Origin of the sequence: Brucella sp. 22210 (genome assembly GCF_052045675.1) — a bacterium.
Lineage (GTDB): Bacteria > Pseudomonadota > Alphaproteobacteria > Rhizobiales > Rhizobiaceae > Brucella.
Window position 1 is genome coordinate 54,921 of record NZ_JBQEPD010000013.1, and the last position, 16,556, is coordinate 71,476.

Sequence of the window (16,556 nt, forward strand, 5' to 3'; positions counted from 1 at the left end):
TTTGCTGGAAATGCTTTAAGCCGACATTCTCAGCTTGATCTCCGCATTCAGCAGGATGCGGTTGCTTTCAGGCAGTTCCAGTCGGTCTTCGGAATCTTCGCCCAAGGTGCGGAAAAGCAGCTCAATCGCCAGCCTGCCGATTTCGTTATAATCCTGCGCGACAGTGGTGAGCGGCGGGCAGGTATATTCCGACAGCGGATTGTTGTCGTGACCGGCAACGCGGATATCACAATCCTTGAGTCTACCGATTCTCAGCCCCGCCTGCCAGAGAGCCCCTGTAACACCAAAGGCGATGCGGTCGTTGGAGCAGAGCACCGTCGAGGTCGGAAAACTAGCCTTCTCGCGCATGATGCGGGCCGTCTGCTCGAAGGCATATTGTTCGAAATCCCAGCTACGGCTGGGTTCCAGTTCGATGATACGTGGCTCGTGACCGAGCTTTTCCATCGCAGTCGTATAGGCTTCGCGCCGCTTGATGGCGTTGTTGTTCACAATCGGCATCGAGAAATAGCAGGGCTCGCTGCCTGAGCGGCAGAGATAATCCACGATCAGGTGGAAGGATTTCTGGTTGTCGGTGCCGACAAAGGGCGAGGTGCTGTCGAGTGGCGAGTCGACATAGACGATGGGGACGTCATCGGCGAGACGCGCCAGCGCGGAATGCTGCGATTGTTCACCAAGCGGGGCGATGATGGCGCCTGCGACATTGAGCGAGCGCAGCGTTTCAATCGCGCGCTTTTCCAGTTCCGGCTTGCCGTCCGACGACAGAACCACGGTCAAATAGCCACGCTGCTCGGCTAGCGTCTGCAGCCTGCGCGTCATCGCCATGTAGAAATGATCGAGCTGATTGGGAATGATGATTCCCAAAATTGTCGTGCGACGACGATTAAGGTTCACCGCGAAAAGATTGGGCCGAAAGCCGGACTGCTTGACGGCCGCTTCTATGATCTCGCGGGTCTTCGGGCGGACGGATGTTGGGTCGTTGAAATATTTGGAAACCGTGGGGCGAGACAGCCCGACGAATTCCGAAAAGTCTTCCATGGTGCGTATGGTTTTGCGCACGGTTCTCTGTCCTGTCCGTCAGCTGCCCGCAGCAATTTCTTGCCGTGGCAGTGCAAATTCTCCTGCTATCGGTTGGGTCGAGATGAGCTGACCCATAGATGCATGACACATGGTCCGCAGCTTGTTTCCCAATAATTTCAGGATGTTCCTCCAACCAGACCCGCCGCGAAGTTTTTCAGGGCAAGGTCAAGTCAAACTGTCAAAGGCTGAAGCAAAGGTCAAGCGGACAATATCAAACACTTGGACCGATGCAGTGCATATCTGAATGTGCTAAGATAATTTCGGGGTCAAGTCGTGTGGTGGAAAATCCGTTATTTCCGCCGCGAAAGCAATCGAATTGGCAGTCTTTGTGTCGCGCAAATCAAAATCAAAAACCGTGCTTGACAAGCTACGGATAGCCGCGTCATAAATTTTACATATGTAAGAATTTTGCTATGCATTCGTAAAGGAGGAGACGAAATGCGGACCAAAACTTATGTGACAGGGCTTATTGCGTCTGCCGCTGGCGTCGCGATGCTGGCCGGTTCGGCGTGGGCGGAGGAGCTCACGATCGCAACGGTCAACAATGCCGATATGATCATCATGCAAAAGCTTTCGCCGGAATGGGAAAAGGCCACCGGCAACAAGCTCAACTGGGTGGTGCTTGAAGAAAATGTGCTGCGCCAGCGTGTCACCACCGACATCGCAACCAAGAGCGGCCAGTTCGACATCATGACCATCGGCGGTTACGAAACCCCGATCTGGGGTAAGGCCGGATGGCTTCTTGCGGTCGATGATCTCGGCGAGGATTACGACTATGACGATCTCATCAAGCCGGTGCGCGCCGGTCTGACCGTCGATGGCAAGCTTTATGCCGTGCCGTTCTATGCGGAAAGCTCGTTCACCCTTTATCGCAAGGATCTGTTCGAAGCCGCTGGCCTGAAAATGCCGGATGCGCCGACCTATACCGAGATAAAGGAATTCGCGACCAAGCTCACCGATAAATCGAAAGAACAGTACGGTCTCTGCCTGCGCGGCAAGCCGGGCTGGGGCGAAAACATGGCCTATCTTTCGACGCTGGTGAACACATTCGGCGGCAGCTGGTTCGATGAGAGCTGGAAGCCGCAGATGAGCTCCGATACCTGGAAAAAAGCCATCAATTACTACGTCGATCTGATGAAGGAAGCAGGCCCTCCCGGAATCACCTCGAACGGCTTCAATGAAAATCAGGCGCTGTTCTCCACCGGCCATTGCGCCATGTGGATCGACGCCACCTCGGCTGCGGGCCGCATCTACGATCCGAAGCAGAGCCAGGTTGCCGACAAGGTTGCTTTCACCAAGGCGCCCGTTGAAGTGACGCCGAACGGCTCGTCTTGGGCCTGGTCGTGGAACCTCGCCATCCCGGCATCGACCAAGAAGGCGGAAGCCGCAAAGTCGTTCCTGAAATGGGCGACCTCCAAGGGCTATGTCGAACTGGTCGGCAAGTCGGAAGGCTGGGTTGCCGTTCCGCCAGGTACGCGTCAGTCGACCTATGCCAACGAAGAGTACAAGAAGGCTGCGCCTTTCGCCGAGACGGTTCTCAAGGCGATTGAATCGGCCGACCCAACCAAGCCGACCAAGGACCCGGTCCCCTATACCGGTATCCAGTTCGTGGCGATCCCTGAATTCCAGGCGATTGGTACGATTGTCGGTCAGGCCATCTCTTCGGCTGTCGCCGGTCAGCAAAGCGTCGATGCGGCGCTCGATGGCGCACAGAAGCAGGCCGAACAGATCATGACGCAGGCCGGTTACATCAAGTAATCCGGTTACCATCAGTCTGCCGCCGTACGTTCGCTTCTAAGCATTTCCGGCAAAGTCGCTTCGCACTCTTGCTGGAAATGCTTGAAGGGACCGGGCGGCAGGCTCGATTTTCGCGCGATCCGCTGCACCCTTAAAAGGCGCAGCGGATGTCAAAGCGGGAAGGGGAGGAACGTCAGACATGCCAGCAAACCCGGCCTTGGCCACAGGCACCAAATCGCGCTTTGCCGCAAAATCGCGCCGCAGCGTCCGCACCGGACCTCTGCTTGCACCCGCCGTCATCCTGCTGTTGCTATGGATGATCGTCCCACTGGCGATGACGCTCTGGTTCTCGTTTCAGTATTACAATCTCATCAATCCCTTCGTGACCGGTTTTGCCGGTTTCTCGAACTACAAGTTCCTGCTGTCCGATCCGGGGCTCTGGTCGGCCATCATGAAGACGCTCATTCTGCTGGGCTCGGTTCTGGCCATTTCGGTGGTGTTCGGCGTTCTGTTCGCCGTGATTTTCGATCAGGATTTCTGGGGCAAGAACATTGCGCGGCTTCTGGTCATTGCGCCGTTCTTCGTCATGCCGACAGTGTCGGCGCTGATCTGGAAAAACCTTTTGATGCACCCGGTCAACGGGCTGTTCGCCTTTATCTCGCGCAGTCTCGGACTGCCGGTCATAGACTGGTTCGGACAGTTTCCGATGGCGTCGATCATCATGATCGTGTCCTGGCAGTGGGTGCCTTTCGCGACGCTGATCCTGATGACCGCTATGCAGTCGCTCGACCGCGAGCAGATGGAAGCAGCGCGGCTTGACGGTGCCAAAGGGCCGGTGATGTTCTTTTATATCGTCCTGCCGCATCTGTTGCGCCCGATCTCGGTCGTCATCATGATCGAGACGATTTTCCTTCTGTCGGTCTTCGCGGAAATTCTCGTCACCACGTCCGGTGGGCCGGGTATCGCCACCACGACGCTGACCTATTTCATCTATCTGAAGGCGCTCCTTCAGTGGGATATCGGCGGCGCTTCGGCCGCCGGTGTCATCGCCATCATCCTCGCCAATATCGTTGCCGCGTTCCTCATCCGAACCGTGGCGCGCAATCTGGATAATTAGGGGAGACGAACGATGGCTGCAAAACGCAAGTTCGACAAAGCTGCATTCTCCGCCGGAATTATCGGCTGGATCGTGGCGCTCTTGATGTTCTTCCCGATCCTCTGGATGCTGCTTGCGGCATTCAAGACGGAGATCGACGCGGTCGCTCCGCCCAAGCTGTTCTTTCAGCCGACGCTGGAAAACTTCGCGGCGGTCAATCAGCGCGCCGACTATTTCCGCTACGCCATGAACAGCGTGATCGAGAGCCTTGGCGCTACGATTCTGTCTCTGCTGATCGCCGTTCCGGCGGCTTATGCGGCGGCATTCTTTCCGGGCAAGCGCACCAAGGATCTGCTGTTGTGGATGCTCTCCACCAAGATGCTGCCTGCGGTGGGTGTTCTGGTGCCGATCTATCTTCTGGCGCGCGACAGCGGGCTTCTCGATACGCGCACCGGGCTGATTATCATCTTCACCCTCTCCAATCTGCCGATTGTGGTCTGGATGCTCTATTCCTTTTTCAAGGAAGTGCCGCATGAAATCCTTGAGGCGAGCCGTATGGATGGGGCGAAGGTCGGCCAGCAGATACGCTATCTGCTCTTGCCGCTAAGCCTGCCCGGCATTGCATCGACGGCGCTTCTTTCCATCATCCTGTGCTGGAACGAAGCTTTCTGGAGTCTCAATCTCACGGCCTCGCAGGCCGGGCCACTCACCGCATTCATCGCGTCCTTCTCGTCACCGGAAGGGCTTTTCTGGGCAAAACTCTCGGCAGCGTCCACGCTTGCCATCGCGCCGATCCTCGTCTTCGGTTGGGTTACGCAGCGCCAGCTGGTGCGCGGTCTCACCTTCGGCGCCGTGAAATAAAGGGAACCCCATGGCTACGCTTTCTTTTCATAACGCCACCAAGTCCTTCGGCAATATCGACGTCATCAAGGGTGTGGACCTTAATATCGAAGACCGCGAATTCGTGGTCTTCGTCGGGCCGTCCGGTTCGGGCAAATCCACGCTTCTGCGAATGATTGCCGGGCTGGAGGAAATCACCAGCGGTGATCTGCTGATTGACGGGCAGCAATGCAATGATACGCCGCCGGATGAGCGCGGGCTTGCGATGGTGTTCCAGACCTATGCGCTCTATCCGCATATGAATGTGCGCGACAATATGGGTTTCGCGCTCAAGCTCGCAGGGATTGCCAAAGCTGAGCGCGACCGCAAGGTGGAAGATGTCGCGAAGACATTGCAGCTCGACAAATTGCTGGATCGCAAGCCGAAACAGCTTTCGGGCGGTCAGCGCCAGCGTGTCGCCATCGGGCGCGCCATGGTTCGCGAGCCGAAGATTTTCCTGTTCGACGAGCCGCTTTCCAATCTCGATGCGGCGCTGCGCGTGCAGATGCGTATCGAGTTGGCGCGCCTGCATGACCGGCTCAATGCGACGATGATCTATGTCACGCATGATCAGGTTGAAGCCATGACGCTGGCCGACAAGATTGTCGTGCTGCGCGATGGCAAGCTGGAACAGGTCGGTTCGCCGCTTGAGCTTTATCACCACCCGGTCAATCGGTTCGTGGCGGGTTTCATCGGATCGCCGACCATGAATTTCATCGAGGTCAAGGCGAGCGCAGTCGATAGTGACGGCGTGACGGTGCAGCTTGCTAATGGGCGTTCGGTCAAGGTGCCGGTCGCAGTAGACGGTGTCAGTGCCGGTGCGCCGCTGGTTCTCGGTGTTCGCCCGGAGCATTTGCATCCGGCGGATGACGGCCTTCTCGAAGGCGAGATCATGGTGGTCGAGCGTCTTGGCGGCGAGACTTATCTTTATGTGCAAAACGATGCTGCTTCCGGTCTGATCGTGGCGGAAGCTGGCGGCAACAGCACGGCGCGCGTGCATGAGGCGGCCAGGCTTGGTTTCGATGCCGCTGACGCTCATCTCTTCACGCCCGATGGCCTGGCGCTTCAGCGTCGTGACCGCCACCCGATGATCCTGTCTGAAAAGAAAACGCACCTTTAGGGAAGCATTTCCAGCAAAAGTGCGAAGCGGTTTTGCGTCGGATAATGCGTAAAGAAATTACATCACTGGAGAAAGTCCATGAGACTGAAAGACAAGGTTGCCCTCATCACCGGCGCTGCGCGCGGCATCGGGCTTGGCTTTGCGGCTGCCTATGCGCAAGAGGGTGCAAAGGTCATCATCGCCGATATCAATATCGAGCGGGCGGAAGAAGCAGCACGCGGTATCGGCCCGTCTGTGAAGGCGGTGAAGCTGGATGTGACGGATCTGGGCGCAATCGACAAGGTGGTGGCCGCCATCGATGCCGAATATGGCGGCATCGATATTCTGGTCAATAATGCCGCGATCTTCGACATGGCGCCGATCAACGAGCTGACCGAAGAGAGCTATGAGCGCGTGCTCGGCATCAATCTCAAGGGCCCACTCTTCATGATGAAGGCGGTGTCGAATGTGATGATCAAGCGCGGGCGCGGCGGCAAGATCATCAATATGGCGAGCCAGGCTGGTCGTCGCGGCGAGGCGCTGGTAACACTCTATTGCGCATCCAAGGCGGCGATCATTTCCGCTACACAGTCGGCGGCTCTGGCTCTGGTCAAGCATGGCATCAACGTGAACGCGATTGCGCCGGGCGTGGTCGATGGCGAACATTGGGACGTGGTGGATGCGAATTTCGCCAAATGGGAAGGCTTGAAGCCGGGCGAGAAAAAAGCCGCCGTGGCAAAGTCCGTGCCGATCGGTCGCTTCGCGACGCCGGAAGATATTACCGGCATGGCGGTGTTCCTCGCTTCGTCGGACAGCGACTATATCCTCGCCCAGACCTTCGGTGTCGACGGCGGCAACTGGATGGCGTGAGACGAGGCCGGGACAGACAATGAAAGCGATTTATTTTACCGGCCATGGCGAAGCAGGCATGGCCGATCTGCCGGAACCGGCATTGCAACCGGGACACGCGCTGATCGACGTCAAGGCGTCGGGTCTTTGTCACACCGATATCGATGTGCTGCATGGCCGCTATGGGTCCAGTGCTTTTCCGCTGGTGCCGGGGCATGAATATGCGGGCACTGTCGTGGCGGTGGCCGAAGACGTGACCAATGTGAAGGTCGGCGACCGCGTTGCAGTCGACCCCAATATTCCCTGCGGTCATTGCCGCGCCTGCCTCAAGGGGTTGACCAATCTCTGCTCCGATCTGAAAGCCTATGGCGTGACCCATAATGGCGGCTTTGCGGGCATGAGCCTCGTCAATGCCAGCCACCTCCATTCCATTGGCGATTTGCCTTATGATGTTGCCGCCCTTGCCGAACCGTTGGCCTGCGTCCTGAACGGGCTTGGCGCGGCGGAATTGAAGACCGGCCCGCATGGTACGGAAAACGCGCTGGTTTTCGGGGCAGGCCCCATCGGTCTGTTGCTGGCTTTGTCATTGAAGGCGCAGGGCGTGCCGCAGGTCGCCGTCGCCGATATCAACGAGCACCGACTGGCCTTTGTTGAAAGCCTCGGGCTTGAGCCGGTCGTGTCCGGCTCGCAAGCGCTGGACAAGCGCCAGCGCAGCTTCGATTTCGTCGCCGACGCCACCGGCATAGCCAAGGTGGCGGAAAGCATGGTCGGTTTCACCGCCGATGGCGGAACCGTTCTTGTGTTCGGCGTCTGCGCACCCGACGCACGGATTGCGGTCGCGCCGTTCGAGATTTTCCGCCGCCAGATCAGGATTGCCGGTTCGCATTCGCTGAACCGTAATATTCCGCAGGCATTGGATATATTGAAACAGGACTTTTCCGGCGCAAATGGCGGCTCAATGGCGCGGCTCGTTTCCCATCGGCTGCCGCTGGAGGAAATGCTGCCATTCTTCACCAAGCATGGTGGCGACCCCGCGACCATGAAAGTCCAGTTTGTACCCGCTTGAATAAAGGATACCGTCATGACCAAGCTATCGCGCGCAACGCTTCAAAGCTTCGATAAGGTGCATAAGCCCGGCTACGATCCAGCCGGGCTGAAGCCGGGTATCGTGCATTTTGGCGTCGGCAATTTTCACCGCGCGCATCAGGCTGTCTATCTGGACGATCTGTTTGCGACCGGCGAGGGGCATGACTGGGCGCTGGTGGGTGCAGGCGTGCGCGCGAGCGACGATGCCATGCGCGATACGCTCAAGGCACAGAACTGGCTGACGACCGTTGTCGAACAGGAAGCCGATCATGCGGGCGCGCGCATCACCGCATCGATGGTCGATTATGTCACCATTTCGACCGAGGAAGGGCGCAAGGCCCTGATGGCCTATCTGACGTCAGCAGACACACGTATCGTCGCGATGACCATCACCGAGGGCGGCTATTATATCGATCCGGCCAGCCAGACTTTCGATCCCGCCCATCCGGATATCGTGGCGGATGCGGCGCATCCTGATCACCCGAAAACCGTGTTCGGCCTGATCGTTCAGGCGCTGAAACTGCGAAAGGCGGCGGGTGTCCAGCCTTTCACGGTCATGTCCTGTGATAACATTCCGGGCAACGGCCATGTGACGGAAGATGCAGTCACGGGGCTCGCCAAGCTGAGCGACCCGACCTTCGCCGACTGGATTTCCGCCAATGTCGCTTTCCCGAATTCGATGGTGGATCGCATCACGCCAGCCACCGGCGCGCGCGAACGCGAGATTGCCGCGAAGGATTTCGGCGTCGATGACGGCTGGCCAGTGTTCTGCGAAGTTTTCAAGCAATGGGTGATGGAGGATAATTTCCCGACTGGACGCCCGGCTCTGGAAAAAGTCGGTGTTACCTTCACCGATCAGGTCGCCGCTTATGAATTGATGAAAATCCGCATTCTGAATGGCGGCCACGCGGCCATCGCCTATCCGGGCGGCTTGCTCGACATTCATTTCGTGCATGAGGCCATGGAGCATCCGCTGATCCGGCGCTATCTGGAAAAGCTGACGAAGGATGAGATCATCCCGGAAATACCACCGGTACCGGACACCGATCTGGAAGCCTATCGCGTTCTGATCGACAAGCGCTTCGCCAATCCAAGCATTGGCGACACCATCCGTCGCCTGTGTCTGGATGGCTCCAACCGCCAGCCGAAATTCATCTTGCCTACAGCTGCCGACCGCGTGGCGAAGGGACATTCGGTGACCGGGCTTGCGCTGGTCTCGGCTTTCTGGTGCCGCTATTGCTATGGCACAACGGACAGCGGTGCAGTGATCGAGCCGAATGATCCGTCATGGGATCGCCTGACCAAGCAGGCAGCGCTCGCCAAGGCTGACCCGGCCGCGTGGCTTTCCATGGATGATATTTTCGGGGCGCTTGCCGCCAATCCCGCCTATGTCGCTGCGTTCACTTCAGCGCTGAAAGCAATCTGGCAGGATGGCACGGTCAAGACACTGGAACGCTACCTTGCTGGTCAGCCGCTCTGACTAGAGAGGAGCGGCAATCAGATGCCCGGTTGCGGCGTGGCGCATGACTTCCATCGGCACGCCGTAAATCTCTTGCAGCCGCTTGGGCTCCATCACGCCTTCAGGTGTCGACTGCGCGATCAGGCGGCCGCTGTGCAGTGCGAAAATGGAATCGCAAAAGCGCGCGGCCATGTTCACATCGTGCAGCACGATGAAAACGCTCAATTCCTTTTCCTGTGACAGCTTGCGCACCAGCGACAGCACTTCCAGTTGATGGGCAATATCGAGCGCCGATGTCGGCTCATCGAGAAGCAGGCACTGCGCATCCTGTGCCACGAGCATGGCCAGCCAGACGCGCTGGCGTTCGCCACCGGAAAGCGTATCGACAAGCCGGTCGGCAAAAGGTGCTATGCCGGTCAACTCGATGGCTTCTTCCACCTTGGCCCGGTCGGTCTCGCCAAAGCGGCCCAATGCGCCGTGCCACGGATAGCGACCCAGCGCGACCAGTTCCTTGACCAGCATTCCCGAAGCGGATGCCGTCTGTTGCGGCAGATAGGCAAGCTTGCGCGCAAACTCGCGATCGCCCCATTGGTCGAGGCGCTTGCCGGCAAAATGGATTGTGCCGCCCGAAGCGGGTTGCTGCCGGGCCAGGATTTTGAGCAGCGTCGACTTGCCGGAACCGTTATGTCCGATCAAAGCTGTCACGCTTCCTGCCGGTATCGACATGGTCAAAGGCTGCAACAAGGTGCGCCCGGCAACCGAAAAGCTGACATTCTCAAGTTCGAACAAGTTGGAAGTCATCAATCTCTGTCCTTTTGGCAGATGGAAGCCATGCAATAACGCGGCTTTTCGAAAGTTGCCACAAAAACATGAGTGCGTTATACATATTTTGAGCATGCCAGAACGCAAAGCCCTCTCGCATTTGCAGGAAATGCTCGCAATCGTGGCCTTGGGAAAGATCAGTTGGGTTTCCATCCGCATATGAAAAGCCGGATCGAAGACGTCACTTTACTTGACGATCTTCATTATCGCGTCTGGAACGGCGCGATTGCCGACGTGTGGTCTGTCGAATGCGGTCCCGGCGCGCGCGGCGAATATGTTTCGCAAGCGCCGCGCCTGTTTCTCGTCTGCGAAAGTCAGGGCGCACTGGATATCCGTCCCGGCAGCAAAGGGCGTGTGGTCGCGCAAGGCGCGAACCCGTCGCGCCTCTGTTATATTCCGGCGGGCATGACGATCTGGAGCGAGAGTGCGAGACCGGGCAAGCTCAAGCATCTCGATCTGCATCTGGACACCAACACGCTTCAGCAGCGCTTTGGCGGCGCGCTCGACAGAGCTGCGATTGAGCGTCCGCGCCTGTTGTTTTCCAATACCAAAATCGAACAGATCGGCGGGCTTCTGGCGGAAGAGTGCCTGTCCAATGCGCCGTTGCACGATCTCTATGGCGAAGGCCTGATCAACGCGCTGGTCGCGGAACTGTTCGGGGCGGAAGCGCAGCCACGAGCGGGCGCCAGCAAGCTTTCGCCATGGCGTCTGCGGCGCGTGACCGATTTCATTGAGGATAATTACGCGCGCATCATCCGCTTGCAGGAACTGGCCGATCTGGCGGGCCTGTCGGAAACCTATTTCTGTAGCGCCTTCAAGGCATCGACGGGCGTGTCGCCGCATAGCTGGCAGATGGAGCGGCGCATTGCGCGGGCGCAAGTGTTGCTGCTTCAGGCACACACGCCACTGCCGCATATTGCGGCGCTGGTCGGGTTCTCCGATCAGGCCCATTTCACTCGTGTTTTCAAAAAGCAGACTGGCACCACACCGGCAGCATGGCTGAAGCAGCAATTGTAATATCGCAACAGTCCGGATGGCTTTTTTAACGCGCGCTGAGATGAACTGAAAATCGTTCAATTTGGCGGAAGATTGAACAATCCTGCCGTATAATCTTGATATAAGCACTCATATTAACGAGCCCGTCTGCGGGGTCGCGGGAGCCTGTGAAGGTTCGCGTTTTTATCCTTTGAGGGGTCACATCATATGCCGTCGATGAAGCACAATCTTCTCGTCCTGCTGGCAAGCGGTACCGCGCTTGCCGCCATTCCTGCATTTGCGCAGGAAGCCGCCAAACCCCTCGAGCTGAACACGGTTGTCATCCAGTCGGATGGCAATGGCGGCACCACGCGCGCCGAAGGTCTTGGACCGGTCAAGGGCTTTGTCCCGCGCGCCACGACCACTGGTTCGAAAGACAGTGTTGCAATCGACAAGATCCCGCAATCCGTATCGGTTGTCGGACGCGATCAGATGGATGCGCTCGGCGCGCAGAAGATCGACGAAGCCTTGCGCTATACGCCCGGTGTACTGGCCCAGCCTTTCGGCGTCGATAATGATACGAACTGGCTCTATATTCGCGGCTTCGACGCGACGGCCAACGGCACCTATCTCGATGGGTTGCAGAATTTCAGCTACGGCTTCGGCGGTTACTTCATTGACAGTTTCGGGATCGAGCGTATCGACGTTCTGCGCGGCCCGGCATCCGCCCTTTATGGTGGCGCCAATCCCGGCGGTATCGTGAACTATATCAGCAAGCGCCCGACGGGTGAGCGGCTGCGTTATCTCGAAGCGGGTATCAACAGCTATGGCAATGGCTATCTGGGCTTCGACATTGGCGACAAGGCAACGGAGACGGTCAATTACCGCGTCAACGGCAAGATTCAGGGCGGCAATAACTACACGGATTTCTCCAAGGAGTTTCGTGGCGTCATCTCGCCGAGCATCGAATACAAGCCGGATGAATCGACAAGCCTGACCATTCTGGCCAATTATACCCATCTCGACCTGACGCATGATGGCGGCTTTCTGCCTTACTATGGCACGGTGGTGCCGACCGAGTTTGGCAAGATTTCGCGCAAGGCCAATTTCACCGATCCGGATGTCGATTCCTATGATCGCGAACAGGTTTCGCTCGGCTATGAGTTCGAACACACATTCGACAATGACTGGACAATCCGTCAGAACGTCCGCTACGGCTTTGCGCACGTGAAGGAGCATAGCCTCTATCCCTATGGCTATGACGGGTATCTGGCTCAGCCGACGGCGGGCAATCCTTATCTGTCTCGCATCAACTTCAAACACGATACGACGGTGAACACCTTCCAGGCCGATAATCAGCTTGAAGGCAAGGTGACGACCGGTGCCATCGACCACAATCTGCTATTTGGCGCGGAGTACCGCTATTTCCGCATCGACCAGATGCAGCAGACCGGCGGCGCGACGATCATTGACGCCTATAACCCGGTTTATGGTGAGGCTCAGGGCCCGATGTGGGATCCCTATATCGATCAGGATCTGCGTCGCAATCAGCTCGGCGTTTATGCGCAGGACCGCATGGAGTTCGGCGATGGATGGATACTGACGCTGAATGGTCGCTATGATCACGTCTGGACCGAAGCTTCGGGCCTGCCGAGCTTCGAATATGACACGGGCCGCTTTTCGGGTCGTGCGGGTCTTGGCTACGAATTTGAAAACGGCATTACGCCTTATGTCAGCGCCGCGACCTTTTTCAATCCGATCATCGAGACCCTGTATGACGGCAGCTATGCCAAGCCGGAAACCGGCGTTCAGTACGAAGCGGGCGTCAAATATCGTCCGGAATTCTTTGATGGTCTGATCACCGCATCCTTCTTCGATCTGACCAAGGAAAACCCGCTGACCGGCTCGAGCTTCGCCCGCGAACAGCTTGGCAAGGTTAATTCGCGCGGCTTCGAACTCGAAATGCAAGCCAATATTGCCGACGACTGGAAGGTCACGGCGAGCGTGACCGCCTATGATCTGAAGGTCAAGGAAAACGCCTCGGACGAGTCGCTGGTCGGCAAGCGTCCTTATCTTCTGCCGGAACAGCAGGCTTCGCTTTTCGTCGAATACAAGGTGCCGGAAGGCGCGCTCAAGGGCGTGATGCTCGGCGGCGGCGTGCGTTATGTCGGTTCGTCCTATGCCGACGAGCAGAACACGCTCAAGGTGCCTGCCGTTGCGCTTGCCGATTTGAAACTCGGCTACGAAAAGGATAATTGGGGCATTGATCTCAACGTGACCAATCTGTTCGACAAGAATTATGTCGCTGGATGTCAGGGCGTCTATGTCTGCGGTTATGGCGAAGGCAGGAAGGCTTTGCTCAAGGTGCACACCAAGTGGTGATGCGCCGGTTCTGGCCGCGCGTTCCGTCATGACAGTTACCCGTCGCACGGTTCTCGGATTTGCAGGCGCCCTTTTCGTGGCGCCTGCACTGCGTTCGGCCCATGCCGCATCGACGCGTTTTGCCGTGATCGACTGGGCCATGCTGGAGACCGCACTGGCCATCGGCGCTGTGCCAGCGGCAGCGTCAGAACTGCGACAGTATCGGCAGATGCAGCTTGAACCGGCGGTGCCGGAGAGCGTCGCCGATCTCGGTCTGCGCGGTGCGCCCAATCTTGAGCTGCTGCGCATGATCGAGCCGGATTTGATCGTCGCCTCCAACTTCTATGAATATCAGCGTGCAGCCCTGGAACGCATTGCACCGGTCTTTGCGCCGACTGTCTACAGTGCCGGTCAGCCGCCCTACGCGATGCTGGAAGAGGCGACCTTCAGCCTTGGCGAAAAGCTCGGTCTGGCTGCGGAAGCCCGCGCCTATGTTGCGACGGTCGCGCGCGAGATTGCCGAGGCGCGCCAGCATTTCGCAGCGGCTTCCGGGCATAAGGTCTTCATTATCAGTCTGGGCGATGCCCGCCATTTTCGCGCATTCGGTCGCGATAGTCTGTTTGGCGATGTGCTGGTTCGGCTTGGTTTCGAGAATGCATGGACGCAGGACACAAGCTATTCAGCCACAGCGCCGGTGGGACTGGAACAGTTGGCTGAAGCGCCGGACGCATCCATCGTGGTCATCGGCCCGACCGATCCGGAAACCCTTTATCGCCTGCCGCAGAATTCCCTGTGGAATGCGCTGCCTGCCAACCGTGAAAAACGCGTTCTGTTCTTGCCGCCGCTTGACCATTTCGGCGGATTGCCAGCGGCGCGCCGCTTTGCCTGGCTTCTTCTCCAGACTTGGGGAGAGAACGGGGAGGCTCGCCTTTGACACAAGCAATCGAGGCACGATTTGCGGGTATAAGGCCGCTCCTGTTCTGGGGCCTGCTCGCACTTGTCGCGGCTCTTATGGCCGCCTTCGAGTTCACGCGTGCGTTGAATGCCCCTGCCAGTTCGCCTGAATTGCTGGCACTGCATCGCGTGATTGCATTCGATACCGTTCTGCCGCGCAATGCCATGGCGCTGATCTGCGGGGCAGGTCTTGGGCTTTCGGGTTTGCTGTTGCAGCAGGTCTTGCGCAATCCTCTTGCCGAACCCTCGACGTTGGGCATTGCCGCCGGGGCGCAGCTCGCTATGACAGCGGGCATGCTCTATCTGCCCGCAGCGCTCATCTTCCGCGAATGGCTGGCTCTGGCGGGCGGTCTCGCGGCGGTCAGTCTCGTGCTGGCGCTCAACTGGAAACGCTCGCTGGAACCGGCTTCTGTCATTCTCTGCGGCATGATCGTGTCGCTAACCGCAACGGCGGCAAGCACGGCGCTCATTCTGGCGAATGGCGAATATGTCTTCTCGCTGTTCGTCTGGGGTGGCGGCTCGCTGGAACAGCAGAGCTGGGGCCCGGGCATTTCTCTTGGCTTCCGGGTTTTGATCGGCGGCGGGATTGCCTTCTTCCTGCTACGACCGCTGACCCTGCTGGCGCTCGACAATGCCAATGCGCGCAGTCTTGGCCTGTCGCTGGCGGCAAGCCGTCTTCTGGTGATTGCCATTGCCGTCTGGCTGGCGGCCAGCATTACCGCCGAAGTCGGCATATTGGGCTTTGTCGGTCTGGTCGCCCCCACGCTGGCGCAGCTGTCCGGCGCGCGGCGTCTCAAGACGAAATTGATCGTTGCGCCCGCTATTGGGGCGGTTTTGCTCTGGTTGACTGATGGCTGCGTCAGCCTGTTGCAGACTGTCACTGGCGACCGCCTGCCGGTGGGCGCTGCGACCGCACTTCTCGGTGGTCCCTTGCTGCTGCGGATGCTGCCGCGTCTGCGCATGTTTGAATGGCCGTCGGGCAAGAGCGAGGAAAGCGCGGTTCGCTTGAAGCGCACGGGGCTTTTCTTCGCCGTTCTGCTTTTGCTTGTTCTGCTTGCTGCTGCCATCACGCTCAGTCTTGGCCGGGGGCAGGATGGTTTTGTTCTCGCTCGTGGTGAACTGTTCGACGCACTTCTTGACTGGCGCTTGCAAAGGCTTGCTCTCGCGGGGTTGTCGGGCGGCATGCTCGCTCTGGCCGGGGCCATTCTCCAGCGCATGACCGGTAATCCGCTCGCCAGTCCCGAAATTCTGGGCGTCGGCCTTGGTGCGGGTGGCGGTCTGGCGGTGGTTCTGCTGCTGCCGGTTGCGGGCCTGTCCATGCAATGGCTCGGCGCTACCATCGGCTCGGTTCTGGCACTGATCTTCATTCTGGCCGTTGCGGCACGCAGCGGCTTCGGTGCGGAAAAGCTGCTTCTGGCCGGTGTCGGCCTTGGTGCGATGGTCAGCTCCATTCTGACTGCCATCATCGCAACCGGTTCCCCGCAGGCCTTTGTTCTACTTGGCTGGTTGAGCGGCACTGGCGCACAGGCAACGCCGATGCAACTTTGGCTGGCGGCAATCGCATTGGCGGCGGGATTTACCCTTCTGCTCGCCCTGTCGCGCTGGCTCGATATTCTGCCGCTCGGTTCGGTGACAATGCGGAGTCTTGGTCTTTCGCTGATCCTGCCGCGTCTTGTGATCGTGCTGATTGCAGCGCTTCTGACGGCCATCGCTTCCATGATGGTTGGGCCGCTCTCGTTTGTCGGACTGATTGCTCCTCATCTGGCGCGCAATTTCGGCCTGCATACACCGAAGCGTTTCCTGGCGGCCTCCATGCTGATCGGTGCTTTGATGATGGTCAGCGCAGACTGGCTCGCGCGGATGGTGGCCTTCCCCTATAACCTGCCGCTCGGTCTGTTCGCCTCGCTTTTGGGTGGAGCCTGCTTTATCGCGCTTCTGTCGCGCCGTAGCTCCCTATAAAATGTGATATTTTTGATACATGCGCTTTGGAAAGCTTGGCTGTTCAGCCCCTGTTCGCCGCCTGATGGAGCGCTGGCTTATCAGTGGAAGCCTATGTTTTGTTTGTAAAAACATGACTATTTAACACATGATTTTGTCACGCCGACTGGAATTCTTCTAAATCACTGTGATTGCATGAGATTTTCCGAAACGCTATTGCCGAT

General features: G+C 58.2%; 13 protein-coding genes. 11 read left to right on the forward strand and 2 right to left on the reverse strand.

Features of this window, described 5'->3' with window-relative positions:
* Positions 1 to 15: 15 nt before the first annotated feature.
* On the reverse strand, positions 16 to 1,035 hold the full coding sequence (locus ACTJKP_RS16665; RefSeq protein WP_440631500.1) for a LacI family DNA-binding transcriptional regulator: 1,020 nt from the start codon (positions 1,033 to 1,035) through the stop codon (positions 16 to 18).
* Between the two features lie 480 nt (positions 1,036 to 1,515).
* Here ACTJKP_RS16665 and ACTJKP_RS16670 point away from each other — a divergent pair, with 480 nt between their 5' ends.
* The 7 genes from ACTJKP_RS16670 to ACTJKP_RS16700 all read left to right on the forward strand — a co-directional run bounded on the left by ACTJKP_RS16670 (position 1,516) and on the right by ACTJKP_RS16700 (position 9,303).
* Complete coding sequence (locus tag ACTJKP_RS16670) at positions 1,516 to 2,835, forward strand: ABC transporter substrate-binding protein (protein WP_440631457.1); 1,320 nt, start codon at positions 1,516 to 1,518, stop codon at positions 2,833 to 2,835.
* Between the two features lie 178 nt (positions 2,836 to 3,013).
* Positions 3,014 to 3,931, forward strand: coding sequence for a carbohydrate ABC transporter permease (locus ACTJKP_RS16675; protein WP_078338353.1), 918 nt, complete (start codon positions 3,014 to 3,016; stop codon positions 3,929 to 3,931).
* Positions 3,932 to 3,943: 12 nt separating this feature from the next.
* Positions 3,944 to 4,771 carry a carbohydrate ABC transporter permease gene (locus ACTJKP_RS16680; protein ID WP_440631458.1) on the forward strand — a complete coding sequence of 276 codons (828 nt, stop codon included), beginning with the start codon at positions 3,944 to 3,946 and terminating at the stop codon, positions 4,769 to 4,771.
* A 10-nt stretch (positions 4,772 to 4,781) separates the two neighbouring features.
* Complete coding sequence (locus ACTJKP_RS16685; RefSeq protein ID WP_440631459.1) at positions 4,782 to 5,909, forward strand: ABC transporter ATP-binding protein; 1,128 nt, start codon at positions 4,782 to 4,784, stop codon at positions 5,907 to 5,909.
* A gap of 78 nt (positions 5,910 to 5,987) precedes the next feature.
* Complete coding sequence (locus ACTJKP_RS16690; protein ID WP_440631460.1) at positions 5,988 to 6,758, forward strand: L-iditol 2-dehydrogenase; 771 nt, start codon at positions 5,988 to 5,990, stop codon at positions 6,756 to 6,758.
* A gap of 19 nt (positions 6,759 to 6,777) precedes the next feature.
* Positions 6,778 to 7,803: a zinc-dependent alcohol dehydrogenase family protein gene (locus ACTJKP_RS16695; protein WP_440631461.1), complete on the forward strand. Its 1,026-nt coding sequence runs from the start codon at positions 6,778 to 6,780 to the stop codon at positions 7,801 to 7,803.
* A 15-nt stretch (positions 7,804 to 7,818) separates the two neighbouring features.
* Complete coding sequence (locus ACTJKP_RS16700) at positions 7,819 to 9,303, forward strand: mannitol dehydrogenase family protein (RefSeq protein WP_440631462.1); 1,485 nt, start codon at positions 7,819 to 7,821, stop codon at positions 9,301 to 9,303.
* Here the strand turns inward: ACTJKP_RS16700 and ACTJKP_RS16705 are convergent, their stop codons facing one another.
* A complete protein-coding gene (locus ACTJKP_RS16705) occupies positions 9,304 to 10,083 on the reverse strand; it encodes an ATP-binding cassette domain-containing protein (protein ID WP_440631463.1) in 780 nt (259 codons plus the stop codon). It lies immediately after the preceding gene.
* A 162-nt stretch (positions 10,084 to 10,245) separates the two neighbouring features.
* Here ACTJKP_RS16705 and ACTJKP_RS16710 point away from each other — a divergent pair, with 162 nt between their 5' ends.
* From ACTJKP_RS16710 to fhuB, 4 genes are all read left to right on the forward strand, one after another.
* Positions 10,246 to 11,121 carry a helix-turn-helix transcriptional regulator gene (locus tag ACTJKP_RS16710; protein ID WP_440631464.1) on the forward strand — a complete coding sequence of 292 codons (876 nt, stop codon included), beginning with the start codon at positions 10,246 to 10,248 and terminating at the stop codon, positions 11,119 to 11,121.
* A gap of 186 nt (positions 11,122 to 11,307) precedes the next feature.
* Positions 11,308 to 13,461 carry a TonB-dependent siderophore receptor gene (locus ACTJKP_RS16715; protein ID WP_440631465.1) on the forward strand — a complete coding sequence of 718 codons (2,154 nt, stop codon included), beginning with the start codon at positions 11,308 to 11,310 and terminating at the stop codon, positions 13,459 to 13,461.
* Positions 13,462 to 13,489: 28 nt separating this feature from the next.
* Positions 13,490 to 14,374: an ABC transporter substrate-binding protein gene (locus tag ACTJKP_RS16720; protein WP_440631466.1), complete on the forward strand. Its 885-nt coding sequence runs from the start codon at positions 13,490 to 13,492 to the stop codon at positions 14,372 to 14,374.
* Positions 14,371 to 16,353, forward strand: a complete 1,983-nt coding sequence (gene fhuB, locus ACTJKP_RS16725) for a Fe(3+)-hydroxamate ABC transporter permease FhuB (protein ID WP_440631467.1) — start codon at positions 14,371 to 14,373, stop codon at positions 16,351 to 16,353. The genes ACTJKP_RS16720 and fhuB overlap by 4 nt, the downstream gene beginning before the upstream one ends.
* Positions 16,354 to 16,556: the final 203 nt, after the last annotated feature.